Origin of the sequence: Serratia sp. BNK-4 (assembly GCF_048685115.1) — a bacterium.
Lineage (GTDB): Bacteria > Pseudomonadota > Gammaproteobacteria > Enterobacterales > Enterobacteriaceae > Serratia > Serratia bockelmannii.
The window spans coordinates 4857890-4883417 of the sequence record NZ_JBLQTM010000001.1 but is presented as its reverse complement, the minus strand read 5'-3'; the positions used below and the strand labels follow the sequence as shown (position 1 = coordinate 4883417).

At 61.7% G+C, this 25528-nt stretch carries 23 protein-coding genes and 1 tRNA gene; 7 read left to right on the top strand and 17 right to left on the bottom strand.

Annotated elements, in window-relative coordinates; translation table 11 throughout:
* Positions 1–6 precede the first annotated feature (6 nt).
* Entirely contained in the window at positions 7–264 is a 258-nt protein-coding gene (locus ACMGGW_RS23175; protein WP_025304809.1) for a colicin E3-like toxin immunity protein, read from the top strand.
* A gap of 195 nt (positions 265–459) precedes the next feature.
* Here the strand turns inward: ACMGGW_RS23175 and ACMGGW_RS23170 are convergent, their stop codons facing one another.
* The 5 genes from ACMGGW_RS23170 to ACMGGW_RS23150 form a co-directional block, all read right to left on the bottom strand.
* The gene (locus ACMGGW_RS23170) at positions 460–1776 is read right to left on the bottom strand and encodes an IS4 family transposase (RefSeq protein WP_025304808.1); all 1317 of its coding nucleotides are present in this window, start codon (positions 1774–1776) and stop codon (positions 460–462) included.
* 103 nt (positions 1777–1879) lie between these two features.
* Positions 1880–2923, bottom strand: a complete 1044-nt coding sequence (locus tag ACMGGW_RS23165) for a virulence RhuM family protein (protein WP_025304807.1) — start codon at positions 2921–2923, stop codon at positions 1880–1882.
* A gap of 169 nt (positions 2924–3092) precedes the next feature.
* A tRNA-Sec gene (locus ACMGGW_RS23160) sits at positions 3093–3187 on the bottom strand.
* A gap of 98 nt (positions 3188–3285) precedes the next feature.
* The gene (locus ACMGGW_RS23155; RefSeq protein ID WP_141971770.1) at positions 3286–4629 is read right to left on the bottom strand and encodes an esterase-like activity of phytase family protein; all 1344 of its coding nucleotides are present in this window, start codon (positions 4627–4629) and stop codon (positions 3286–3288) included.
* Positions 4630–4704: 75 nt separating this feature from the next.
* Positions 4705–5904 (bottom strand): cyanate transporter, encoded by a 1200-nt coding sequence (locus ACMGGW_RS23150; RefSeq protein WP_197832573.1) that lies wholly within the window; start codon positions 5902–5904, stop codon positions 4705–4707.
* 126 nt (positions 5905–6030) lie between these two features.
* Between ACMGGW_RS23150 and ACMGGW_RS23145 the strand changes: the two genes are divergently transcribed.
* Entirely contained in the window at positions 6031–6885 is an 855-nt protein-coding gene (locus ACMGGW_RS23145; protein WP_089181502.1) for a LysR family transcriptional regulator, read from the top strand.
* Between the two features lie 6 nt (positions 6886–6891).
* On the opposite strand, the gene ACMGGW_RS23140 is transcribed toward ACMGGW_RS23145, so the two are convergent.
* Positions 6892–7332: a hypothetical protein gene (locus ACMGGW_RS23140; protein ID WP_049204702.1), complete on the bottom strand. Its 441-nt coding sequence runs from the start codon at positions 7330–7332 to the stop codon at positions 6892–6894.
* Entirely contained in the window at positions 7283–7855 is a 573-nt protein-coding gene (locus ACMGGW_RS23135) for a nucleotidyltransferase domain-containing protein (protein ID WP_420279534.1), read from the bottom strand. Before ACMGGW_RS23135 ends, ACMGGW_RS23140 begins: the two co-directional genes overlap by 50 nt.
* A 254-nt stretch (positions 7856–8109) precedes the next feature.
* Here ACMGGW_RS23135 and ACMGGW_RS23130 point away from each other — a divergent pair, with 254 nt between their 5' ends.
* From ACMGGW_RS23130 to ACMGGW_RS23120, 3 genes are all read left to right on the top strand, one after another.
* Positions 8110–9498 carry an amidohydrolase gene (locus ACMGGW_RS23130; RefSeq protein ID WP_197832572.1) on the top strand — a complete coding sequence of 463 codons (1389 nt, stop codon included), beginning with the start codon at positions 8110–8112 and terminating at the stop codon, positions 9496–9498.
* A 100-nt stretch (positions 9499–9598) separates the two neighbouring features.
* The gene (locus ACMGGW_RS23125) at positions 9599–10150 is read left to right on the top strand and encodes an isochorismatase family protein (protein WP_069100550.1); all 552 of its coding nucleotides are present in this window, start codon (positions 9599–9601) and stop codon (positions 10148–10150) included.
* 2 nt (positions 10151–10152) lie between these two features.
* A complete protein-coding gene (locus tag ACMGGW_RS23120; protein ID WP_197832571.1) occupies positions 10153–11076 on the top strand; it encodes a helix-turn-helix domain-containing protein in 924 nt (307 codons plus the stop codon).
* Here the strand turns inward: ACMGGW_RS23120 and ACMGGW_RS23115 are convergent.
* Positions 11071–12063: an acyltransferase gene (locus ACMGGW_RS23115; RefSeq protein ID WP_141996941.1), complete on the bottom strand. Its 993-nt coding sequence runs from the start codon at positions 12061–12063 to the stop codon at positions 11071–11073. The genes ACMGGW_RS23120 and ACMGGW_RS23115 overlap by 6 nt on opposite strands.
* 217 nt (positions 12064–12280) lie before the next feature.
* Between ACMGGW_RS23115 and ACMGGW_RS23110 the strand changes: the two genes are divergently transcribed.
* Entirely contained in the window at positions 12281–13528 is a 1248-nt protein-coding gene (locus tag ACMGGW_RS23110) for an MFS transporter (protein ID WP_049204735.1), read from the top strand.
* A gap of 54 nt (positions 13529–13582) precedes the next feature.
* Here ACMGGW_RS23110 and ACMGGW_RS23105 read toward each other — a convergent pair whose 3' ends face one another.
* Complete coding sequence (locus tag ACMGGW_RS23105) at positions 13583–14209, bottom strand: LysE family translocator (protein ID WP_089181480.1); 627 nt, start codon at positions 14207–14209, stop codon at positions 13583–13585.
* A 121-nt stretch (positions 14210–14330) separates the two neighbouring features.
* Between ACMGGW_RS23105 and ACMGGW_RS23100 the strand changes: the two genes are divergently transcribed.
* Positions 14331–15242, top strand: coding sequence for a LysR family transcriptional regulator (locus ACMGGW_RS23100; protein WP_164068297.1), 912 nt, complete (start codon positions 14331–14333; stop codon positions 15240–15242).
* Here the strand turns inward: ACMGGW_RS23100 and selB are convergent.
* The 8 genes from selB to fdnG all read right to left on the bottom strand — a co-directional run bounded on the left by selB (position 15232) and on the right by fdnG (position 25480).
* Positions 15232–17088, bottom strand: a complete 1857-nt coding sequence (gene selB / locus ACMGGW_RS23095) for a selenocysteine-specific translation elongation factor (RefSeq protein ID WP_197832570.1) — start codon at positions 17086–17088, stop codon at positions 15232–15234. The genes ACMGGW_RS23100 and selB overlap by 11 nt on opposite strands.
* The gene (selA, locus tag ACMGGW_RS23090) at positions 17085–18479 is read right to left on the bottom strand and encodes an L-seryl-tRNA(Sec) selenium transferase (RefSeq protein ID WP_197765114.1); all 1395 of its coding nucleotides are present in this window, start codon (positions 18477–18479) and stop codon (positions 17085–17087) included. Before selA ends, selB begins: the two co-directional genes overlap by 4 nt.
* 69 nt (positions 18480–18548) lie before the next feature.
* On the bottom strand, positions 18549–19154 hold the full coding sequence (locus ACMGGW_RS23085) for a glutathione S-transferase (protein ID WP_025304792.1): 606 nt from the start codon (positions 19152–19154) through the stop codon (positions 18549–18551).
* A gap of 40 nt (positions 19155–19194) precedes the next feature.
* Complete coding sequence (locus ACMGGW_RS23080; protein WP_089181476.1) at positions 19195–19842, bottom strand: DcrB-related protein; 648 nt, start codon at positions 19840–19842, stop codon at positions 19195–19197.
* 114 nt (positions 19843–19956) lie between these two features.
* Complete coding sequence (fdhE, locus tag ACMGGW_RS23075; RefSeq protein WP_043140774.1) at positions 19957–20886, bottom strand: formate dehydrogenase accessory protein FdhE; 930 nt, start codon at positions 20884–20886, stop codon at positions 19957–19959.
* The gene (fdoI, locus tag ACMGGW_RS23070; RefSeq protein WP_004934017.1) at positions 20886–21521 is read right to left on the bottom strand and encodes a formate dehydrogenase cytochrome b556 subunit; all 636 of its coding nucleotides are present in this window, start codon (positions 21519–21521) and stop codon (positions 20886–20888) included. The genes fdhE and fdoI overlap by 1 nt, the downstream gene beginning before the upstream one ends.
* Positions 21518–22420, bottom strand: a complete 903-nt coding sequence (gene fdxH / locus ACMGGW_RS23065; RefSeq protein WP_004934014.1) for a formate dehydrogenase subunit beta — start codon at positions 22418–22420, stop codon at positions 21518–21520. The genes fdoI and fdxH overlap by 4 nt, the downstream gene beginning before the upstream one ends.
* A gap of 12 nt (positions 22421–22432) precedes the next feature.
* Entirely contained in the window at positions 22433–25480 is a 3048-nt protein-coding gene (gene fdnG, locus ACMGGW_RS23060; protein WP_141971798.1) for a formate dehydrogenase-N subunit alpha, read from the bottom strand.
* Positions 25481–25528 lie beyond the last annotated feature (48 nt).

Genomic DNA, 25528 nt, shown 5'->3' with positions numbered 1-25528 from the left:
GTTATCATGGGACTAAAATTAAATCTTGTTTGGTTTGAAATTGATTCACGTCAATTTGTAGGGGAAGAATACTCTAAGGACTTTGGGGATGATGGCTCAGTTATCGAAGGCTTAGGGTTGCCATTGGAAGATAATATTAATAATGGTGGGTTCAATGTTGAACGTGGTTGGATTCCATTGCTTCAACCGTATTTCAAGACAAAAATTTCCCCTGAAAAATTTGCCTACCAGATCTCGTTCGATTATCAGGATGGCAATTGGTAATCTGACATTTTACCCATAACAAATAACGCCCAACAATTGCAATATTGTTGGGTTTTTTTGTTATTAAGATCAATCCCCTAAGAATACCGTATAGTGCAGGAGTGACCCTATTGCGATAACGGATTATGTTTAAAAAACATCCTTACCGTACAATAATTTCCGATCTCCAAACTCCCCCCTTTAAGGTAACACCGTTCACTTAAGATGTTTTGAGTGAACGGGGTACTGGGTTTTTGAGATACGAACGGTCCTCTTTTTGGGCCGTTTTCTCTTTTCTGGCAGGATGAACTGCTTCACATTCTCCCGCATTTTCTTCAGCTTCGTCGGGATTGTCCCCGGTTTTCCCAGTGAGCACCAGATGAGTTCATCCTGGATCAGTCTCATCGCCATCACGAAGCTTATTCGTAACGGAGACACCCTGGCTTCCCGTGCTATCTGGCTCATCTCCATTCTGATCAGATTATAGGCCGTCAACAGACCCCATATTTCCTGATATATTCCGCTCATTTTCTGACTGCGCAACAGCGTGGCTGTACTCAACTGGAACTGTTTCAGCTCGCCGTAGCCGTTTTCTATGCTCCAACGCGCTTGGTACACATAACGCAACGCGTCTGCCGGATACAGCTCCGGAGCGGTCAGAGAGCTGATAAAACCTTTGTAATCAACTGATTCATCTTCATATTCTATTAGTCGGACCTGCCAGTATTCAGGGAGCGAGCTGTCCTGTTTTCGGGCCTGTGGTGAGACCTGCATCTCCACAAGATGATCTCCTTTACCGAACGTTTCCACTACCCGGTATTTCGTGTTCCCTTTCAGGGGAACCAGCCAGTGCGCATCATTCTGTCTACGTTGCCAGTTAATCAGTAACTCTGCTGATAAATAGCAGCGGTCAAACAATGTCAGGCTCTTCGCCTGCGGCGATAACTGCTTCGCGTAGTTGACTTCGCCAGTGTTTGCCGGCCCGAATTTCACGTCATGGATCAACCGGCTGCGCAGCGACATCATGGCGCACAACCTGACCATCGGGTATTCAGTGTGTCTGTCTGGACGATGTTTTATGTACTCAAAATGGTCTGCAAGTTCGGGCGTATCGGGTGTGCGAAAAAGCGTGCCATCAACAGCGAACAGCCGTAGCCCGTGCCAGAGGTCATCCTTATCTTCCTGTTGAGTCCAGTGTCCGGCCGTCAGCGTAAAGAGTTCGCGAAGCGGTTCATCGCTAAGCCGCTGGCGGGCCTGGGCAATAGAGCTGGCAGCCAGAGTCTCACTTTCCTGCGAACCCAGGACGAGGTCGAGTTTTGTCACAACGTCCGTGATGGAGCGGTCGCGGTACAGGCCCATGCCGACAATGAGCCACACCACGAGTTCTGCGGGGAACTTACGCTTACGAATACTGGCTTTATTGGTAGAATCAAGCACCTGAGAAATCCACTCAAGGGGAATGGCACGCTGAAAACAGGAAAGTGAAGCGGGTTCAGCCCATGTCTGTGTATCGTCAAGCCAGGTCGAAAGCATAAAAAAGCCCCATCAGAGAATTGATGAGGCTATTGTCGTCTACCTACCGGATCGTTCAACCGATCATTTTGCTTAACCGATCGGTGTTACCCTTTAAGGGGCTTTATGGACGCTTTTTGGTGTCTGTTTTCCACTGCAGTAAACCGGCAATATCCTGTTCCCCCGCCGCTTCTTTTAAGCGGCGCTGCTGCTCGGCATACAGGACGTATTCAGCCTGCGCTTTTTCATCTGCCGCTTTCTTACTGACTGTGCCAGCCCCTTGTAGAACGTCACGGTCGTTAAATTGCAGAAACTGATCCAGCTTATCCTGCCAATCACGCAGGAACACCTGTTGACGACGCCGCGCCTGATCTTCAGCGAAATCTAACCACATGTTGACCACGCGATTGAGTTCGCTGACTTCGTCTTGATTGAGGTAATTTTTCGCCACCGTCACGTCGCTTTTGCGCACCTCTTCACCCTTATAGCTGCTCAAGCCCATATGGGGCTGGCTGGCGTCAGCCCGCTGATGGATAAGTTCGGCAGCGGTGTGGCCGGTGCAGGCAAAATGCAGCTTGTTTTGGATTGTTTGGAAAAACAACGTTGTCTCTTTAAGTGACGGCTGATAGTCGGCAGCTAATGCGAAGATCTCCCTAACCCGCAAATAAACCCGACGCTCACTGGCACGGATATCACGGATGCGCTCTAGCATCTCATCAAAGTAATCAGGCACAGCGGATGAACCTACGGGCGGATTTTTAAGCCGCTCGTCATCCATCACGAAGCCTTTGATTAGGTATTCCTGGAGCGTTTGGGTCGCCCACTGGCGAAATTGGGTGCCGCGAGCGGAACGAACACGATAACCGACGGCAAGAATAACGGGCAGACTATAGTGCAGGATATTGCGACTTACCTGACGGCCCCCTTCCTGCTGAACCTGTAAGTAAGACTTACAGGTTGCGTTTTGTTCAAGTTCCGCTTCTTCGTAGATCGCTTTGATGTGCTGCGTAATCGCCTGGGGAGTCACTTGATAAAGATTCGCGATGGTCGCCTGGGGCAGCCACAGCGTTTCTTGCTCAAAACGACATTCAACGCGCACTTCGCCGTCATCGCTGGCAAACATGACAAACTCACCTGCCGGTGATTGGGTTAAGTGCTTGTCTGTCATGTCGCCTCCGCTTTAATCTGACTTACAACGCTGTAATTCGCTTAGTATGCCAGAGAAGCCCATCGAAGCTCATTACTCGATCAACGGTTATTTTCCCAAAAAATGTCTGCGAGGTGAATCGCTCGGATAGGATTTTGTTGAATTCAAGAAAGTGTGGAAAACAGTAATTTGGCGGAAGATCACAGGAGTCGAACCTGCCCAGGACCGCTGGCGGCCCCAACCGGATTTGAAGTCCGGCCGCCCCACCGGGGACGAGGATCTTCCTTGGAGAAGAGAAGAAGCAAGGCGCTGATTATAGCGCAGTTTGTTCGCTGCGCTAAGCGGGAAATGGCGGCCGCCGGCGATTCGGCGGCCGGGGAGCGCTACTTCAGGAAATCCTTCACGTCCAGCAGGATGAACTCGTTGTCATCCGCCATATTGGGTTGGCGGCTGGAGGAGAACGGGAAGTTGTTGTCGTTGCCGACGATGATGTGGTTGGCGTCCACCACGTCCACGTTCTCGATGGTGAAGAACGGGAAGGTCAGCACGCCGTCGTTCAGCGGCTTGCGCGCCAGCTTGTTCGGATCCTGAATGTTCATCAGGTCGATATAGCCCAGTTTTTCGACCGGTTTGCCGACGTTGGCGTCCGAGAAGGCGATTTTATACACTCGCTTGAACTTGGCCACCTGGCTGAAGCAGTTGTCGGTCGGCGCACCGGCGGCGCAGGCCTTATCCGGCGTGCCTTCGCCGTTGTCGCGCTCGATCACCAGCCCGTGGGTGGCGTCGATCATGTTGAAGTCGCCGATGGCGTTCTGGTTGTCTTCCAGCACGTACTGCCAGCTGCGGCCGGTCCAGGCCTGCTGTTTCACGTCAAACTCCAGCACCCGCAGGTAGCGTTTGCCGCCGACGTTCTCGAACTGCTCGCCGTCCCACAGCGCCCCTTCCAGCAGCGGGTACAGCTTGCTGCCGTCCGGCGAGGCGGCCATGCCTTCAAAGCCTTTGGAACGCGCCACCTGGAAGTTCTGCTTGCCGTCCGGCGCGCCCGGCAGGGTCAGCGTCGGGTTGTCCGGCGATTTCACCACCTTGCCGTCTACCTGGGTGTCGAATACCGCCAGCACTTTGCCGTTCAGGTCGGCCTTGATCAGGTAAGGCCCGAACTCTTCACCGATCCATAAGGCATCGTCGGCAAACTGGAAGCTTTCCGGATCGAAATCGCTGCCGGTCAGATAACGCTTCTCGGTGCTCTCGTTGATGATGTGGAACGGCACCTTTTTATCCGGATCGTGCAGGAACACCGTCTTCAGCGGCGCGACCGTGCCGTCTTTGAAATCGATCTTGTAGTGATTGAGGTACAGCATGGCGTCCGGCGAATTGGCCTTGCTGCCGAAGCCGTTATCGGTCAGCACCCAGTAGGTGCCGTCGGGCATGTGTTTGATGCCGGAGTGGCCCTGCAGCGGCTGGCCGTCGATCGGCAGGCCGAGGCCGGTCAGGCGATCGGCGGATTTGCCCGCCACGCTGCCCAGCTCGGTGATGCGTTTGCCGCTGGTGTATTTGCCGCTCTGCTGCAGATCGCTCGGCGCGTCCTTCGGTGTGGAAACGGCGGATTTCACCGGCAGCAGCGCATGCCCGGCCAGCGTCGCTTGCACCGGCTGCGCGTCGGCCCACAGGTTGGCGCTCAGCGCCATGCAGCCGACCAGCAGCGCCAGCCGGGTTTTGGTGTTGTGCATGTCATTGTCCCTTTTCGTTGTTATCGCCCAGAAGTAAAAGCAACGTCACTATAGGGAGCGGCAATGACAGAAATATTATTCGGCGAACGCCCGTCGGTAGCTGTGCGGATGGAAGCGCCAGGTGATGGCGATCAACACCACCACCAGCAGCGCGTGGATCTGCCAGTCCAGCACGAAGCCGCCGCTGTAGTCGCGCAGCAGGCCGGAAAGGTAGGGCGTCACACCCGCCAGCAGGAAGCCGACGCCCTGCATAAAGGCCACCAGTCGCCCGGCCGCCGCCGGCTGGTGCAGGTGATCGAGCGCCAGCACCAGGCACAGCGGGAACGCGCCGCCCAGCCCCAGCCCGGAAACCAACACCCACAGCCACGGCAGCGTCTGCGGCAGATAAATCAGGCCGATAAAGCCGATCAGTTGCATCATCAGCGCCAGCAACAGCAGCGGCCGCCGGTCATGATTGCGCGCCAGCGCCGGCAGCAGCAGCGCCCCCACCACCTGGCCAAAGGTCATCAACGCCAGCAGCGAACCGCTGGCCTGCGGCTGCCAGCCGAGCTGCATGTAATACGGCGGCAGCCAGGCGATCAGGCTGGTATAGCCGCCGTTGATCAGGCCGAAATAGGCGCCGAGCAGCCAGGCGCGCCGGTTGCGCAGCAGGCCTGGCCCGCGGTGTTCTCCCGCCGCGCCCAGGCGAGACAGCCCGCGGCTGACCGGCCACCAGGCCACTAGCGCCACCAGGGCCGGCAACGCCCACCAGGCCAGCGCGCTGTGCCAGTCGTGCCCTACGCTCATCAGCCACGGGGTGATCGCCGCCCCCAACCCGCCGCCGCCCATCAGCGCCGCCGACCACAGCCCGGCCACCAGCGCCATGCTTTTAAGGAAGTGATGCTTGATGATGCCGGGCATCACCGCCTGGATCACCCCGATACCGAGCCCGCCCAGCACCGCGCTCATCAGCAGCTGCACGCTGCCGGGAGCCAGTTCGCGCCAAAGCGCGCCCAGCCCGATCGCCAGCAGGCTCAACGTCACGGCGCTGCGTTCGCTGAACAGCCGATTGATGGCGCCGCCCGCCAGCGCCATCAGCCCCATCATCAGCACCGGCAGCGTGGTCAACAGCGCCGCGCCGCCAAAACTCAGCCCGGTGGCCTGGCGCAACGTCGGCAGCAACGGACCAATCGAGGTCAACAGCGGCCGCATGTTCAGGCCGATCAACACCAGCGCCAGCAGTAGAGGATTGAGCCAGCGGCGCGGGGAAGGTGAATTAACAGAATGATTTAACACGGCATATTCCTGGTACTGCGAAATGAAGAGTGCGGCGTCACAGCGCGATCGCCGCAGCGTTGCGTTACTGTAGGCAACGCCGCTAGTATTGGGAAATTAAATAATAAAATAGCCAACAGTGGGAAAATGAATCGCTACCCGATGTTCAATCCGCAGCTGCTGCTCAGCTTCGTCGCCGTGTGCGACAGCAACAGCTTCACCCGCGCCGCAGAGCGGGTGTTTTTGTCGCAGTCCACCGTTAGCCAGCAGGTACGCCGGCTGGAAGAGATGCTGGGCAAGCCGCTGTTTGAGCGCTCCTCGCATCAGGTGCTGCTGACCGAAGAAGGCGTCAAGCTGTTGAGCTACGCGCGCCGCATTATCGCGCTAAATGAAGAAGCCCACGACGCGCTGACCGGCATCTGGCGCGACGGCGTGCTGCGGATCGGCATGCCGGAGGATTTCGCCGTGCCCACCACCGAGCTGCTGGCCGACTTCAGCCGTGAGCACCCGCACCTGCGGCTGGACGTCGCCAGCGGCCTGAGCGCCGATCTGCACAGCGCCTACGCGCGTGAAGAGCTGGATCTGATCCTGGTGAAACAGCGCCGCCGGCAACCGCCGCGCGCCGCGCGGCCGGAACCGCTGCTGTGGCTGGACAGCCTGGCCTTCCCGGCCATCGTGCAATCGCCGGTGCCGCTGGCGGTGTTCCCGCTCAACGGCCTGTACCGCGACGAGCTGTGCCAGGCGCTCGACAACCTCGGCAAACGCTGGCGCATCGGCTACAGCAGCGCCAGCCTGGCGGCGCTGACCGCCGCTTCGGCCGCCGGGCTGGGCGTCACCCTGCTGCCGGCCGGCTGCCGTCTGCCCGCGCACCGGGTGCTGGGCGAGGCCGAAGGATTGCCGCCGATAGACAGCTTCGAACTGGCGCTCTACTACCGCGACGGCGCCCCTGCCGCCACGCTGGCGCTGGCCCAGCGGCTAACGGTGTTTTGCGGGTTGAAATGAGGCCGCTTACGCCACTATCTGCGGATGTTCGCGCTGCAGCCAGTCGATAGTCCGTACCCATAGCGCTTCTGTCTGCTCAAGGCAAGCTTGTACCGCCGCGTCCGTCACCAAGTCGCCGGAATAATCCGCCACGTTGCGCTGTTTTCGCAATGCATCCAGGCAGATCATTGCCTCGCGCGGCAACCCTACAGTGAGCGGCAACGTTTGGATCATGGTCTGGTGATGGCCAGGCCTGCTGGCCAGCGTGCGGTATCTTTTGGCTTGCAAAGCGGCATTCGCCATTTGCATGACCGCTTTATATGCCGTGTCGAAACGGCTCTCATTGCTGAGCTGAGTGATACCCGCATCGCGTCGGTTGCGAGCGGCGGCGGCCAGCAAGTTTTTAATCGCCCCCGCGTCAGGCGTTATCACCTCCAGTCCCAGCCCGACCAGATTGTCCAGCGTCATCCTTGTCTCCCGCAATCCAGAGTTGGGGTTTCTGCATAATGTCCTGAATAAACGCGGAGTTCTCGGCCAAAGCCGCTCGCCACTCTTCCGGCGAGTACAGTTTGGGGTTAATTTCCCGACCCAGCGTTGCCTGCAGCGGATAAACCGCCTGAATTACATCCGCAAAAGACAGTTTACCGACGATCAGAACATCGATATCACTGGCCGCCGTCGCTTTGCCACTGGCGACGGAACCAAAGATGAAAGCCCGTTCAATGTCCTCCCCAAATCCTGCCAGCACCTGCCGTAAGCGCGCAGCCGGGCCGCAGGTCTTGCGGAAAATCGCCGCCAGCTCGGGAAAAATCAGGCAATCGGCGTTAGCCTGATAGCAAATTTGGTTGCCCTGCCGCTGCCTGAGCAAGATGCCGCCTTCAGCCAGCCGGCTCAACTCTTTATGTAAAGTCCCGGCCTGAGTTGCGGTGCGCCGCGCAATTTCTCGCACATGAAACGCCTGCCCGGCTTCAATAAACAGCAGGCTTAGCACTTTCTACGGTATTCGCTGAACAGTAATTCGAGCATCGGATCGTGCATCACGCTGACCTCAATGTAGCTTTAATGACTACAAATGTAGCCATTAAAGCTGCGAAAGAGCAAGCCAAGAGCACCATTCCGCCGGCAGACGCCGATCATTACCAAATCGAATAGTCACCAGTGGCAAATGTCGCTGCCAACCTGTCGGTTCCTCTCCTAAATTGGAGGATGTTTTCACTCCCTCACCTCTGGATTAAGGAACCGAACGTGGAAAACCCTCAGCAACCGGGCCGCAGAGCCTTCCTCAGCCAAACCGGCAAACTCACCACCGCCTGCGCGGTGATCGGCCTGACCGGCGGCATGGCGCAGGCCGCTTCGCCTGGCGGCGAGCCGTGTGCGCCAACGCCGATGACCCTGACCGATCGTCACTACTGCCTGAGTGAGGTGCGGCTGGAAGACGGCTTTGAATACGACGGCGAAACGGTGATCGGCACCCGCACCGCGCTGTATACGCTTGAGATCAAAGACGGCAAGATCGCCGCCATTCACGCCGCCAACGCCGCGTTGCCCGCCGGCGTGCCCCGCTATAAGGCACAGGGCCAGCTGCTGCTGCCGGCGTTTCGCGATATGCACATCCATCTGGACAAAACCTTCTACAGCGGCCCGTGGCAGGCACCGCGCCCGCGCCGGGGCAAGACCATCATGGACATGATCGCGCTGGAGCAGACGCTGATCCCGACACTGCTGCCCACCTCGCAGCAGCGGGCGGAAAACCTGATCGCCCTGCTGCAGTCCAAAGGCAGCACCGTGGCACGCAGCCACTGCAATATCGATCCGGTCAGCGGCCTGAAAAGCCTGGAACACCTGCAGCGCGCGCTGGAAAACCACCGGGCGGATTTTAGCTGTGAAATCGTCGCCTTCCCGCAGCACGGTCTGTTGCACTCCAAGGTCGATGCGCTGATGCGCGAAGCGATGCAGATGGGCGTGCAGTACGTCGGCGGTCTCGATCCGACCAACGTCGACGGTGCGATGGAGAAATCGCTCGACGCCATGTTCCAGATCGCCCTCGATACCGGCAAAGGCGTGGATATCCACCTGCATGAAACCAGCCCGGCTGGGGTCGCCGCCATTAACTACATGATCGCCACCGTGGAGAAAAACCCGGCGCTGCGCGGCAAGGTCACCATCAGCCACGCTTTCGCCCTGACCACGCTGACGCCGGGCGAACTGGCGGAAACCGCCACCCGGCTGGCGGCGCAGCAGATCGCCATCGCCTCCACGGTGCCGATCGGCGGCCTGATGATGCCGCTGCCACAGCTCAGTGAGAAAGGGGTATTCGTGATGACCGGCACCGACAGCGTAATCGACCACTGGTCGCCTTTCGGCACCGGCGACATCCTGGAGAAGGCCAATCTGTACGCCCAGCTGTACCGCGGTTCCGACGAGTATCACCTGTCGCGTGCCATGGCCATCTCCACCGGCGGCGTGCTGCCGCTGGACGATAAGGGGCTGCGCGCCTGGCCGAAAGCCGGCGATGCCGCCGAGTTCGTGCTGGTCAACGCCAGCTGTTCCGCCGAGGCGGTCGCCCGTCTGCCGGCGCGCAGCGCCACCTTCCATCAGGGGCGCCTGGTCGCCGGCCAGGTGAGCAAAGCCTAAGGTCGGTCCGTTGTTGTCATCATGATGGCCGTTTTTGGCCTTCTGCCAGAGTAAGGCGCGGCGCAAGATGGTCGCAACACACACTGGCGGAGGGCCGAAAATGTCACAGAGCGCGTTATTGATCATCGATGTCCAGCAATCATTCCAGCACCGTCCATTCTGGCAGGAGGACGATCTGCCGGCGTTTCAACAGGCGCTGACCCGCCTGATTGCGGGCTGCCGACAGCGCGGCGCGGCCCTGGTCGACGTGCTGCACGTTTCACCGCAGGGCCCGTTCTCACTGGCTTCGGGCCATGTGCAGCGCCTGCCGTTCCTCACCCACCAGGCGGATATCACCGTACACAAGCATGTGCACAATGCGCTGACCGAATCCGGCCTCAACGCCTGGCTGCGCGAGCGGGACATCAACCACCTGATCGTCTCCGGCATCCGCACCGAGCAGTGCTGCGAAACCACCACCCGGGTGGCGTCCGATCTCGGTTATCGGGTGACTTTCGTCACCGAGGCGACGTTAACCTTCCCGATGCGCCATCCCGACGGCGAAGTCTTTACCCCCGCGCAGTTGAAGCGGCATACTGAAACCGTACTGGTCGATCGTTTCGCCCGCATCGCCAGCGTGGATGAGGCGCTGGCGCAACTCGCACAGGAGTAATCATGTCGCAGGCCGTCTATTTTCTGCTGTTGCCCAACGTGCTGTCGCTGGACGTCAGCGGCCCGGCGGAAACCCTGCGCCTCGCCGGGCAGTTCAGCCTGCGTTACCTCAGCCCGGCGCCGCAGATCGTCTGCTCCATCGGCATGACGCTGAGCGGCCTGCAGCCGTTGCCCGAACGCCTGGAAGACGGCGCCATCCTGGTGCTGCCGGGCGTCGGCGATTCGCAGCGCTATTTCGCCGGAGAGGAGGCCGAGCAGGCGCGCCGCTGGCTGGCGACGCTGCGGCCCGATCTGCAACGGCAGCGCATCACCCTGGTGTGCATCTGTTCCGGCGCGCTGCTGGCGGCGCAGGCCGGGCTGCTCGACGGCTATCAGTGCACCACCCACCACGACGTCATCGAACGTATCCGTCTCCAGGCGCCGGCGGCGCAGGTGAAAGAGAACCGCATCTTCGTCGAAGACCGTGGCGTCTACACCAGCGCGGGCATCACCACCGGCATCGATTTGGCGCTGCACCTGGTCCACCGCCACTGCGGCTCCGGCCGGGCGCGCGACGTCGCACGCGACATGGTGGTTTATTTCCGCCGCGCCGGCGACGATCCGCAGCTGTCGCCCTGGCTGCGCTACCGCAACCACCTGCACCCGGCGGTGCACCGCGCGCAGGACGTGATGGCCGCCGAGCCGGAGGCCGACTGGTCAGTGCCGCAGATAGCGGAGAAAGCGCACGTCAGCAGCCGCCACCTGGCGCGGCTGTTTCGCAACCACGTTGGCATCAGCGTGCGGGAGTATCATGAGCAGCTGCGGCTGGCGGTGGCGCAACAGCGCCTGCAGCAAGGATATGGCTTGGAGAAGGCCGCGCTGGCGGCCGGTTTTTCCTCCGGGCGGCAGCTGCGCCGCGCCCAGCAGCGCCAGCACTCGCCGCTATGACACCAGCCGGCGGGTATCCAGCCGCTGCAGGCCGACAGACAGCAGCAGGCTGAGCCCCAGCGCCACGCCGAACACCCAGAAGATATCCAGCAGCGGGTGGCCGGTGAAGTCCAGGTGCCGGCTGCGCATCACGTTGACGATCAGGGCGTGAAAACCGTAGATCGCCAGCGAATGGCGGGAGAACGCGCTCAGCCAGCCGATCGGCTGCGGCAAACAGTGTTTCACCCACACCAGCAGCGCCACCGCCGCCATAAATACCAGCGGGCCGCTGTAGATGTAGTAGGTATCGGCGAAGTTGCCGTTGATGAACAATTGGTGTTTGGTGCCGCGAGCGATCAGCGCCACGCACAGCGCAAATCCCAATGCCGCCAGCCAGCCCACGGCGCGCCCGCGCGCCTCCATCATGCCAATCGCCCGCCCGGCCAGCGCATACAGCAGGTAGTAGAAGGTATCGCCGTAGATATACAGGTTAACCGGCAGCAGGTGCGCGTTGCCGAAGGTCAGCTTGTCGGTATTCGGGTTGGCGATCACCGCCAACACCACCAGCGCGGCGGCCAGGGCGTAGCGCGACACCGGTTTGACGCTGATCAGCGGCGACAGCAGGTAAATCACCGCGATGGCGTAGAAAAACCACAGATGATAGAACACCGGCTTTTGCAACATGCCGCGCAGCGATGGCCAGAAACCGATCTTGGTAAAGGCCGCGATATAGATCAGCGCGATGGCGCTGTAGAACAGAATGCAGCAGATGATGCGGGTGAAATGCCGGCGGCCGGCGCTCTTTTCGCCGAAGAACAGGTAGCCGGAAATCATAAAGAACAGCGGCACCGATACGCGCGACAGCGAGTTCAGCACGTTGGCGATATCCCAGTTGTGCAGCCCTATCGCCGCGCCGTTGGTGACGTAATAGGTGGTGGCGTGGATCATCACCACCATCATGCACGCCATCGCCCGCAGGTTGTCTATCCAGCCGATTTTCTCGCTCAAACGCTCGCCCGATCTTGTGTCATATTGATATGTTAAGAAGAGGTTATCGGGCACGGCGTTCGGCGACAACCCAAAAGCGAAATATCAGAATGCACTTAAACAACACCTTATGATTGCGAAGGTGAACAATTGGCGGCAAAATAGCCGCCATAACTCGCTCAGTTTGCGCTTCCCGCCCTGGCAGTTCCTTTTTCTCTTTTACTATCAGTACAATAATATGAAAACGACATTACCACCTGCGGCACGTTTGGGCCGGCAGGCGCTTTTATTCCCTCTTTGTCTGGTGCTGTTCGAGTTCGCCACCTATATCGGCAACGATATGATTCAGCCGGGCATGCTGGCCGTCGTGGCGGATTTCAACGCCGGCGAAGAGTGGGTACCGACCTCGATGACCGCCTATCTGGCCGGCGGCATCTTCCTGCAGTGGCTGCTCGGGCCGCTGTCGGATCGCCGCGGCCGTCGCCCAGTGATGCTGGCCGGGGTGGCGTTCTTTATCGTCTCCTGCCTGGCGATCCTGCTGGTCACCACCATCGAGCAGTTCATCGCCATGCGTTTCCTGCAGGGCATCGGCCTGTGCTTTATCGGCGCGGTCGGCTACGCCACCATCCAGGAGTCGTTTGAAGAATCGGTGTGCATCAAAATCACCGCCCTGATGGCCAACGTGGCGCTGATCGCCCCGCTGCTCGGGCCGCTGGCCGGCGCGGCGCTGATCCACGTCGCGCCGTGGCAGAGCATGTTCGTGCTGTTTGCGGCGCTGGCGGCCATCGCCTTCTACGGCCTGTGGAAAGCCATGCCGGAAACCGCCACGCTGCAGGGCGAGGCGTTTTCTGCCGCCAACCTATGGCGCGACTACCGCCAGGTGTTGGGCAACCGCCGCTTCCTGTGCGGCGCGCTGGCGATCGGTTTCGCCAGCCTGCCGCTGCTGGCCTGGATCGCCCAGTCACCGGTGATCCTGATCAGCGGGGAGTCGCTGTCGACCCTGGACTACGGCCTGCTGCAAATCCCGGTGTTCGGCGCGCTGATCCTCGGCAACCTGACGCTGGCGCGCCTGACCGGCAAGAACAGCGTGGAGCGCCTGATCAAGCTGGGCGCAGGCCCGATGCTGCTGGGGCTGCTGATCGCCGCGCTGGCAACCCAGTTCTCCAGCCACGCCTACCTGTGGATGACCGCCGGCCTGAGCCTGTACGCTTTCGGCATCGGCCTCGCCAACGCCGGGCTGTACCGCCTGACGCTGTTCTCCAGCAACGTCAGCAAAGGCACCGTGTCGGCCACTATGGGCATGCTGAGCATGATGGTATTCACCGTCGGCATCGAGCTGGCCAAGGTCGCCTACGTCTGGGGCGGCAGCGGGCTGTTCAACCTGTTCAACCTCATCAGCGGCCTGTGCTGGCTGACGCTGGTGGCGCTGTTCCTCGGCAAACGCCGCAACGGCGACCCCACACCGCAGCCGACCGGCGCGGTGTAAACGCGACGATAAAACGCCGGTCCGGTTTCCCGACCGGCGTTTTTTTATGCGGCCTCAGCCGAGCAGCTCCCACAGCGCATACCCCGCTCCCACTACCGCCACCCCCAACAGCAGCAACGCCGACAGGACAGAGATCGCCCGCCGCGCGCGCTGTAGCGCCGTTCCCGACAGCAGAGTGATATAGGCCAGCAAGATGGCGAAATCCGCCAGCACCCACAGCGCGGTCAGCAGCGTCAGGCTGGCGCCGATCGAGGGAGTGACGGCGATGAACTGCGGGAAAAAGGCGACGAAGAAGATGATGTCCTTGGGGTTAGCGATGCCTACCAGAAAACCGTTTGCGATCGCCGAGCGTTTTTGCGACGGTGCAACGGGCTGCGCATCGGGGGTTCGTGCGGATAAATCCTCATACAGCGAGACGATCGCCATGCGGCCGATAAACAGGCAACCCAGCAGGCCTATCCACTGCAGCAAGCGCATATCCACCGCGAACAGCCCGGTGACAACCAGCGCGGCAATACCGATCAGCAACAAAGAGGCCCCATTGCTGCCCAGCGCGGTCAACAGCGCGCGCCGGGCGCCAAAGCGCGCCGCGGTGTTGGCGACCATCATCACCACCGGCCCTGGCGTGGCGATCAGCAAGAAAATGGCGGCGAAATACGCCGCCAGCAACGACAGGTTCATCTTTATTTCACTCACATTCAGGCGGTTGGCGTCGGATCATTATGATGCCGTAGCCCCCGCCTTGAAAAAGGAGTAATCCTGTCGTTTACTGTGAGCCAGACTCATTCTTAGAGACGCCGCGATGGCCAGTTCCCTTCCGCCGCTTTACGCTCTGCGCGCCTTCGAGAGCGCCGCCCGCACCGGCTCGTTCACGCTGGCCGCCGACGAGCTGCATCTCACCCCCAGCGCCGTCAGCAAGCACATCAAAACGCTGGAGCAGCACTTCGGCTGTCGGCTGTTCCAGCGCAACGGCCCACGCATCGAGGTCACCCCGCAGGGAAAAATCTTCGCCGCCGAGCTGCAGCAAGGGTTTGGCCGCATCGAACAAGCCTGCGAGCTGTTCAGAAGCCACCGCGATCTGCTGCGGATGAAGGCGCCCTCCACCCTGACCCTACGCTGGCTGCTGGACTGCCTGAGCCGATTCCGGCAAACGGCGCAGGCGTTCGAGGTGCAGGCAGCCAGCGTGTGGATGGACATCGACAGCGTGGATTTTTTCAGCGAACCCTACGACTGCGCCATCCTGCTCGGCAACGGCCATTTCGGCGCCAATACCGCCGCCGCCAAGCTGTTCGACGAATGGCTGATCCCAATTTGCGCCCCCGCGCTGCTCGCCGACGCGCAGCGCGATCTCGCCACCTGCCCGCTGATCCATCCTTCGCCCGATCGGCGCGACTGGCGACGCTGGCTGCAAAAAAGCGGCATCGCAGCCCCGATCGATCTCACACGCGGCCAGGTATTTGATTCACTGGAACAGGGCAACGCGGCGGCCATCGCCGGGCACGGCGTCTCGATCGGCGATCTGGCGCTGAGCCTGCGGACGATTGAGGAGGGGTTATTGGCGCTGCCTTGTGACGCCGCCGTGCGTACCGGCGACGGTTACTATCTGGTATGGCCGGAAGAATCGGCAAAACGGCCGCTGATCGAACGTTTACAGGCGTTTCTCACCGCCCAAACGCCCGACATCAGCCGGGCCGCCGTCAGGTTTATCGGGTAGGGGACTCGCTACCGAACAGCCCGCCGTCGCGCAGCAGATGCTCGTTGCCCTTGCGCCGGGTAAAGCCGCTGCGATCGAAGAACTCCAGCACCTGGATCGCCAGCTTGCGCCCGACGCCGAGCCGATCGCGGAAGTCGGCGGCGTTGGCACCCCCGCGCTCCGCATCCAGCTCGCGGATCAGCGCCGCGAACTGATCGATGCGTCGGCTGAGGTAGTAGCGATCCACCACCACCGCCGTCACATGGCCCAGCTGAGCCGCCTTGCGCAGCAGCGCGCGCACCCGGCTCTCTTCCTCGCCCAGTTCGCTCGCCAGATCGCGCACCCACCACGGCTCGTCGCCGAACAGCGGTTCGATGCGCGCCCACAGCGGCGCCTCGTCGGCGCTGAACGCCAGGCCGTGTTCCGGCAAGTGCAGCCAGCCGCGCGTATTGCGCAGCACGCCGGCCTTCAGCAGCCGATCGATCATCATAAACACCAGCGCTTCCTGCTGCTGAGGCAGCGCCATGCGCCGCAGGCGGGCGCGTCCTAAGCCCAGCTGATCGGCGTGCTGTTGGTGATACTCCGCCAGCACCTGCAGCAGGCGGCTTTCCGCCTGTTGCACCTGATCCTGCGCCAGAGCCCGGTCACCGACGATCAGCAGATCGCGGTTCGCCAGCAGTGCCGCCAGGCCGTCGTCGGTCAACTGACGCGCCCAGGCGAACGCCGCCAGAGACAGCGCGCCCTGCGGCAACTCAAGCGCCAGCGCCCGCACGTCGTCTTGCGCCTGCGCCAAGGCCTGCAGCCATGCCAGATAGTCCGGCTGACGCTTGCCGCGCTTGGGCGCATTCAGCCTGAGCACCCGGGCCGCGCCCAGCGTTTGCCGCGCGCCGATATCGCGCAGCACCAGCCGATCGTTTTCCGCCAGCCACAGCGGGCGATCGAGGATCAGTTCCGCCAGTCCGTCGTTCAGCAGCGAAATGCGCCCGGTGATGTGGCTGGCGGCATGGTGCAGATGCAGCGGCTGCCAATGGCGGATCGGCCGATCCGTCTCAAGCGCCACCAGAATGCGTTCCGCCGCTTCGGGCGGACGCTGCGCCAGCAGCCAATCACCGCGCGCGATCCGCTCTTTATCGACATCGCCGCTGATGTTAAGCGCGATGCGTTGCCCGGCCAGCGCCTGTTCCACGGTTTGATTCTGGGCATGCAGGCCGCGCACCCGCACCGGCGCGTCGGCGCCAGTCAGCCACAGCGTATCCCCCACCTTCACCCGGCCGCCGAGCGCGGTGCCGGTCACCACCAGCCCCGCCCCTTTGACGCTGAACGCACGGTCTACCGCCAGGCGAAAACGGCGCGTCAGCGCGTGCTCGCCGGGCGACAACGCCAGCAAATGCGCGCGCAGCGCCTCGATGCCCTCTCCCGCCGCCGCCGCGGTGACAAACAGCGGCGCATCGGGCCAGCCCTGGCGCGCCAGCTCATCACGCACTTGGCGGCGTACCTCGTCAACACGCGCCGCCTCCACCCGGTCGGCCTTGGTCAGCGCCACCGTCAGCGCCGGGCGCCCGCTCAGGCGCAGGATCGCCAGATGCTCGCGGGTCTGCGCCATCACGCCATCATCGCAGGCCACCACCAGCAGCGCATGGTCAATGCCGCCGACACCCGCCAGCATATTGGCGAGGAATTTTTCGTGGCCGGGCACGTCGATAAAGCCCAGTACCCGGCCGTCCGGCTGCGGCCAGTAGGCGTAGCCCAGATCGATGGTCATGCCGCGGCGCTTCTCTTCCGGCAGGCGATCCGCATTGATCCCCGAGATCGCCTGCAGCAGGGTGGTTTTGCCATGATCGACATGGCCGGCGGTGGCGATGATCATGATGCGCTCAACGCGTCGATCAGCGCCCCTTCCTGTTCCAGACAGCGCAGATCCAGCCACAGCCGGCCGTCGCCGAGGCGGCCGATCACCGGCTGCGGCAGGCGGCGCCAGCGCTCAGCCAACGCTTCCAGCGTGGCGCCGCGGCCGTCGCGCGGCGTGAAGGTCAGCGCATAGCTGGGCAGGCGATCCACCGGCAGCGAACCGCTGCCAATCTGCGACCAGCACGGTTCGGCGCGCAGGTCGAAATCGGCGGTGAACCGTGGTCTCAGCGCCGCCAGCAGCCGCTCGGCCGCCTGTTGCATCTCCTGCTGCGGGCGGGTCAGCAGCCGCAGCGTCGGCAGCTGCTCAGCCAGTTTTTCCGGCTGCAGATAGAGCCGCAGCGTGGCCTCCAGGGCCGCCAGCGTCAGCTTGCCGACGCGCAGCGCGCGCTTGAGCGGGTGCTGCTGCAGGCGCGCGATCAGCGCCTTCTTGCCGACGATGATGCCGGCCTGCGGGCCACCCAGCAGCTTATCGCCGGAGAACGTCACCAGATCGACGCCGGCGGCCAGCAGCCGCTGCGGCATCGGTTCGGCGGGCAGGCCGTACTGCGCCATATCGATCAGTGAGCCGCTGCCCAGATCGGTGGCGGTCGGCACGCCCTGTTCGGCCCCGAGCAGCGCCAGTTCAGCCTCGTCGACCGCCGCGGTAAAGCCCTGAATGCTGTAGTTGCTGGTGTGCACTTTCATCAACAGGCCAGTCTGCTCGCTGATGGCCTGGCGGTAATCTTTCAGATGGGTGCGGTTGGTGGTGCCGACTTCCACCAATTGGCAGCCGGCCTGACGCATCACGTCGGGAATGCGAAACGCGCCGCCGATTTCCACCAGCTCGCCGCGCGACACCACTACCTCTTTGCCGGGGGCGATCGCCGCCAACATCAGCAATACCGCCGCCGCGTTGTTATTGACGATGCAGGCGTCTTCCGCGCCCGTCAGCCGGCACAGCAGATCCGCCACAGCCCGATCGCGATGACCGCGCCCGGCGCCGTCCAGATCGTACTCCAGCGTCACCGCCTCTCCCATCACCGCGCTGACCGCGTCCTTCACCGGCTGCGCCAGCAGGGCGCGCCCGAGGTTGGTGTGCAGCACGGTGCCGCTGAGGTTGAACACCGGCAGCAAAGCCGGGCGTTGCTGCCGGGCCAGCTCCGCCCGCAGCGCCTGCGGCCAGTCGCCGCACCAGGCCGGTAAACGTTGCTGTTGCTTGATAGCGTCGCGCGCCTGGGCCTGCAGCCGGCGCAACAGTTCGCCGATCAGCGTCTGGCCATGCTGAGCCACCAGCGGTTCAATCGCGGGTTCACGCAGCAGACGGTCGATGGCGGGCAGTTGACTGTAAAGAAGGTGGGATTCAGTGCTCATGGTCGCTCGGTTTTCAATTTAGACGTATCGGCATAGCAAAACCCCGCCGCGGCGGGGAGAAAAGAACGTTCAGGGCGGTGCCGTGCGGGCGAAACTTTCGCGGGCGAACAGGCGTTCGGCCAGCTTGACCAGCGCCGGACGTTGGACGCACCAGTTGGGCAGAATGTGGCGGAAATTGAGGTAGCCCAACGCGCAGCCGGTGGCGATATCCGCCAGCGTCAGCCGCTCGGCATTGAGCCACGTTTTTTCCTGCGCCAGCGCCTCCAATGCGTCCAGGCCCTGCGTCAGCTTGTCACGCTGGCGCAGCATCCAGTTTTCGTCCTGCTTTTCCGGCGCGCGCCGGCTTTCGCGGAACAACGTCGCCGCCGCTTCAGTCACGCCGTCCGCCAGTGCCGCCACCCGGCGGACGCGCAGCGCGGTGGCGCGATCGGCCGGCAAAAACGCCGGCTCCACTGTCAGCAGTTCGAGGTATTCGGCCACGATCGGCGAGTCGTAAAACACCTCGCCATCATCGGCGATCAGCACCGGTACTTTGCCGAGCGGGTTCAGTTCCTTCACCCGGCTGCCGGGCTCATACGGCGGATCGTTGACGAATTCAAACGCGATCCCCTTCTCCAGCAGCATCACGGAAATCTTGCGCACAAAGGGGCTGGTGTAACTGCCGATAAGCTTCATCCGGTCTCCTCCGCTTCGTCCTGGCCGCGGCGCAATGCCCTTACTTCACCGCCAGAGTATCGATAATCCGCTGCACCAGCGCCTGATGCACTTCCGGCGTTTTGGCCGGCGACAGCATTTGCAGCGTCACTACTCGCTTGTTGAACACCGTCAACACCAGGGTGGAAACCACCTTTTGCCCGTTGACGGTCTGCTCAGTATCCACCCGGCGAAACTTCTGTTTGCCGACGGTGAAGTTCTCTTCTTTGGTGGTCTGGATATTCTGATAGCGCTCGGCCAGCACCGTAATGGCGCTCTGCGTCAGCTCTTTCAGCATTTTGTCGCTGGTATTGATCTTCATGCCGTCCGGCGGGATCACTTCGGACGAAACCGCGCTCTGGCGCGACTTGCCGTCGAGGAAGCGCTGGATGGTGGAGGTACTGTCATTGACGATGCCGCTGTTCAGCGTTTGATCGCTAAAGCCTGGCGGCAACTCGAAGGTGATTTTGCCCTTCTGCAGCGACACGTTCAGCCCCGGCGGCGCGGGCGGGGTTTCTACCGGCGCAGGCGGCGGTGGCGCGGGCTGCGTCACGGTCGGTTTGGTATCCGGTGGCGGCACCGCCGGTTTGGTGTCGTCCTTGTTGTCGCAGGCCGCCAGCCCCATCGCCAGCACAGCGACCGCGGTCAGTTTTGCCAGGGTATTTAACATCGTGGTTCCTTTCGCTTGGCGCGTCATGGCCTAAACGTAGCAACTCGCCCGGGCGAATGCCAGAAGCCCGTTCTTAAATTGCGGGTCCGGCCCCGCGCGAACGGGGCCGGGCGGTTACTCCGCCGGGAACAGGAACGGATTGATGCTGCTGCGGCCGAAGCCTTCCTCTTCCATGCGGGCGTCCAGCACCAGCGAAGCCAGATCGTCAGCCACCGCTTCAACCTGCGGGTCTTTTTCCTGATAGAGGATCTTCAGGTAAGTGCCGCAGTCGCCGCAGCTTTCCGCCTTCACCGCCGCCTGTTCGCTGTCCAGCGACCAGTAGTTGAGATCGCGGGTCTGCTCACAGTTGCTGCACTTCACCCGCACCACGTGCCATTCGCTTTCGCACAGGTTGCAGTGCAGGTAGCGCAGGCCGTTGACGGTGCCGATATGCACCATGCTGGAGACCGGAATGCTGCCGCACACCGGGCAGAACTGACGCTGCTCGCCGTATTCGGCGCGCGCCTTGCCGGGGATCAGGCTGGCCATCTGCGCCCAATAGAGCGACAGCGCGGCCCAGAGGAACGGCGCCTTCTCGCTGCCCACCTTGCCGAATTCGCGGTTGAGCAAAGCGTCGGCCATCAGCTCCAGCTCGTGCGCCGAGGCTTTCTCCAGGTTGTCCAGCACCGTCAGAATGTGCTCCGGCGCCTGCGGGCGCAGCTCGGCGATCAGCGACGTCAGCAGCTTGCGCCAGTGCTCGCTGCGCGGGAACACGCTCAGATCGAGCGGCGGTTTGCCGCTGGCGGCGCCCTGCGCCAACGCTTCGCTCAGATCGAGCGCCAGCGGATTATCGTGCAGCGCATGCTGCTGCGCCTGCGCCAGTTCGGCGGCGAAGTTAAGGTAGTCGCCCAGCGGGTTGTCGACCGCCAGCTGACGCAGACGGTCGGCGCGGCGGCTGTACAGGCTTTTCAGGTTGGCGAAAAGTAACGGCGGGATGTTCTCCGCCGTTGTGGACTTCTCACGCTGTGCCCCTAACTGCTCTTTAGGAACGATGCGGATACTCATCAGGGTTTATCTTCCTGTCGTTTCTCGCGGACCTCACGGTACCAGCGCGGATGATGTTTCTTGGCCCAGGCCGCCGGCACCCAGCCTTCCACCATCGCGGTAATGGTGCCTTTTACCCACAATGCGGCGTAAATGTGCACCATAATCACGATGATAAGGCCGACCGCGGCCAGCGAATGCACCAGCAGCGCGATGCGGATCAGCGGGATGGAGAACGACGGCGCAAAATACGGCCGCCAGATCACCACGCCGCTGGCCAGCAACAGCACCAGGCTGATAATCGCCGCCCAGAACACGCACTTCTGGCCGAAATTATAGCGCCCGGTGTCACCCACTTCCTCGTTCATGGCGATTTTGTGGATATTCTTGGCCCAGACGATATCTTCCCGGTTGATCAGGTTATGCTTCCAGTAGCGCAGGAACATCAGCAGGAACGCGGCGAACATGATGACCCCGACAAACGGGTGCAGAATGCGCGCCAGCTGCGGCGTCCCGAAGATGTTCATCAGCCAGTTGAAGGAGGGGAAGAAGAACCCCAGCCCGCTGATGGCGGCGAACACGAAGCAGAACGCCACGATCCAGTGGTTGATGCGCTCCGGCGCGCTGTAACGCTGAATGGGCTTTTCCTTTCTCATTTGCGCGTCTCCTCGTCATGCGACTCGTCGTGCTCGTCCTCATCCTCGACGCGGTTAGGCCCGACGCCGACATAGTGGAACACGCTGGCCGCGAAGGTGGCGGCAAAGCCGATGGCCGCCAGGGGTTTCCACACGCCCTTCCAGAAGGTCACCGCCGGGCTGATGCTCGGGTTGTCCGGCAAACCGTGGTACAGCTGCGGTTTGTCGGCGTGGTGCAACACGTACATCACGTGCGTGCCGCCCACCCCTGCCGGATCGTACAGACCGGCGTTCTGGTAGCCGCGGGTGTTCAGCTCGCTGACGCGATCCGCCGCCACCTGCTTCATCGCTTCCTTGGTACCGAAGTGAATGGCGCCGGTCGGGCAGGTTTTCACGCAGGCCGGTTCCTGGCCGACGTCCACGCGGTCGACGCACAGGGTGCACTTGTACACCCGGTTGTCGTCCTTGTTCATGCGCGGCACGTCGAACGGGCAGCCGGCGATGCAGTAGCCGCAGCCGATGCAGTGCTCGGATTGGAAGTCGACGATGCCGTTGGCGTACTGAATGATCGCGCCTTCCGACGGACAGGCCTTCAGGCAGCCCGGATCGGCGCAGTGCATGCAGCCATCCTTGCGGATCAGCCATTCCAGCTTGCCGTTTTCCTCCACCTCGGAGAAGCGCATCACCGTCCACGACTTGGCGGTCAGATCGGCGGGGTTATCGTACACCCCGACGTTGTGCCCCACTTCGTCGCGGATGTCGTTCCATTCGGAACAGGCCACCTGACAGGCCTTGCAGCCGATACAGGTGGTGACATCGATCAGTTTGGCCACTTCTTCCTGGTGGTCACGGGCGCGCGGCGCCGGCGTGAAGCCATTGGTGGCGGATTTACGAATGATGTCTTGAGATTGCATGGCCATAATTCGTCTCCGTTACACCTTTTCCACGTTGACCAGGAACGCCTTGAACTCCGGCGTTTGCGTATTGGCGTCGCCGACGAACGGCGTCAGCGTGTTGGCGATAAAGCCTTTCTTCGCCACCCCTTCGTAACCCCAGTGAATCGGGATGCCGATGGTGTCGACTTCCTGGCCGTGCACCTGCAGCGTGCGAATACGCTTGGTCACCACCGCCTTGGCCTTGATGTAGCCGCGGTTGGAACTGACCTTCACGGTATCGCCCTGCTTGATGCCCTTCTTCTCCGCCAGCTTTTCGCCGATCTCCACAAACTGCTCCGGCTGCGCGATGGCGTTCAGCCGCGCGTGCTTGGTCCAGTAGTGGAAGTGCTCGGTCAGACGATAGGTGGTGCCGACGTACGGGAACTTGTCGGATTTGCCCATCGCCGCCAGATCGTCCTTGAACACGCGCGCCGCCGGGTTGGACACCACGTTCGGGTGCAGCGGGTTGGTGCCGAGCGGCGTTTCGAACGGCTCGTAGTGTTCAGGGAACGGCCCTTCCGCCATCTTGTCGGTGGCGAACAGGCGGCCCATGCCTTCCGGCTGCATGATGAACGGCCCGACGTCGCTGCCCGGCGCGGCGGTGCTGTAGTCCGGGATATCGGCCCCGACCCACTTGGCGCCGTCCCACTCCAGCAGCTGGCGTTTCGGATCCCACGGTTTCCCCTGCGGATCCGCCGAGGCGCGGTTGTACAGAATGCGGCGGTTGAGCGGCCATGCCCAGGCCCAGCCCAGCGTATTGCCGAGGCCGGACGGATCGGCGTTGTCGCGCCGCGCCATCTGGTTGCCGGCCGGCGTCCAGCTGCCGGCGAAGATCCAGCAACCGCTGGCGGTGGTGCCGTCGTCGCGCAGCTGCGCGAACGAGCTGAGCAGCTCGCCTTTTTTCACCAGCACTTTGCCGTCGGCATCCAGCAGATCCGCCAGCGCCTTGCCGTTGTTCTCCTGCGCCACCTCTTCCGGCGCCGGGTTGTCCGGCGTCAGGTAGTCCCAGGTCATGTTCAGCACCTGTTCAGGCACCGCACCGCCGTCGCGCGCATACATCTCGCGCAGGCGGCTGAAGATGCCCGCCAGGATCTCGCCGTCGTTCAGCGCTTCGCCCGGGGCGTCCGCGCCTTTCCAGTGCCACTGCAGCCAGCGGCCGGAGTTGACGATCGAACCGTTCTCTTCGGCGAAGCAGGTGGACGGCAGGCGGAACACTTCGGTCTGGATCTGCGAAGGATCCACCTCGTTGAACTCGCCGTGGTTCTGCCAGAAGTTGGAGGTCTCGGTGTTCAACGGATCGATGGTCACCAGGAACTTCAGCTTGGACAGCGAAGCCACTACCTTGTTTTTGTTCGGGAACGACGCCACGGGGTTAAAGCCCTGGCAGAAGTAGCCGTTGACCTTGCCCTGCGCCATCATCTCGAAGTACTGCAGCACGTCGTAGCCTTTGTCCCACTTCGGCAACCAGTCAAAGCCCCAGCTGTTGTCCTTCTGCGCCTTGTCGCCGTAGAAGGTCTTCATCATGCTGACGAAGAATTTCGGGTAGTTGCCCCAGTAGTTTACCTGGCCCGGCAGCAGCGCCTTCGGCGTGTTGGCCTTCAGGTAGGTGTCGAGATCGGTCTGTTTCTCCGACGGCAGCGTCATGTAGCCCGGCAGGCTCTGCGACAGCAGGCCGAGATCGGTCAGACCCTGGATGTTGGAGTGGCCGCGCAGCGCGTTGACGCCGCCGCCCGCCATGCCCATGTTGCCGAGCAGCAGCTGGATCATCGCCATGGTACGGATGTTCTGCGCGCCGACCGAGTGCTGAGTCCAGCCCAGGGCGTACAGGAACGAAGCGGTTTTATCCGCGACGCAGGTTTCGGCGATGTATTCGCACACCTTGAGGAAATCGTCCTTCGGCGTGCCGCAGATGTTGGTCACCACGTCAGGCGTGTAGCGGCTCACGTGCTGCTTCAGCATGTTCCACACGCAGCGCGGATCCTGCAGCGTGACGTCGCGCTTGGCGAAGCCGTTCTCGTCGAACTGGTAGTTCCAAGTGGTTTTGTCGTACTTGCGGTTTTCCGCGTCGTAGCCGCTGAACAAGCCGTCTTCGAAGGCAAAGTCTTCCCGCACCAGCAGGCTGGCGTTGGTGTAGGCCTCGACGTACTCGCGGTTAAACTTGTTGTTGGTCATCAGATACAGCAACACGCCCGACAGGAAAGCAATGTCGGTCCCGGAGCGGATCGGCGTGTAGAAGTCCGCCACCGATGCGGTTCGGGTAAAGCGCGGATCGATCACGATCAGCTTGGCATTGTTGTGTATTTTGGCTTCCATCGCCCAGCGGAACCCCACCGGATGCGCTTCCGCCGCATTACCGCCCATGACGATAATCAAATTCGCGTTCTTGATATCAACCCAGTGGTTGGTCATCGCACCGCGACCAAATGTTGGAGCAAGACTTGCTACCGTTGGTCCGTGTCAGACACGCGCCTGGTTGTCTACGGCAAGCATGCCGAGAGCGCGACTAAATTTTTGCGACAGAAAACCGGTTTCGTTGCTGGCGGCCGAGGCGCACAGCATGCCGGTGGTCAGCCAACGGTTGACGGTAACGCCCTGGTCGTTGGTTTTGATGAAGTTGGCATCGCGGTCTTCTTTCACCAGCTTGGCGATGCGGGTGAAGGCGTCGTCCCAGCTGATGCGTTGCCATTTGTCCGACCCCGGCGCCCGATATTCCGGGTACTTGAGGCGGCTTTCGCTGTGGATGAAGTCAACCAGGCCGGCGCCTTTCGGGCAAAGCGCGCCGCGGTTTACCGGGTGATCCGGATCCCCTTCGATATGGAAAATGCTTTCTTTGGCGTTCTTGGCGCCATCACCAAGGCTGTACATCAACAGCCCACAGCCGACGGAACAATACGTACAGGTATTACGGGTCTCACGGGCGCGCAGCAGTTTGTACTGCCGGGTTTCCGCCAACGCCACTTCGGGGGCAAAGCCCAGCGCGGCCACCGTCGTTCCTGCCATACCGCCAGCGCAGATCTTAAAGAACTGCCTTCTGCTGACCTGCATGGGGGTCTCCTTTACTCTCGATTGTCACATTGTTCAAATGCGCCTGCC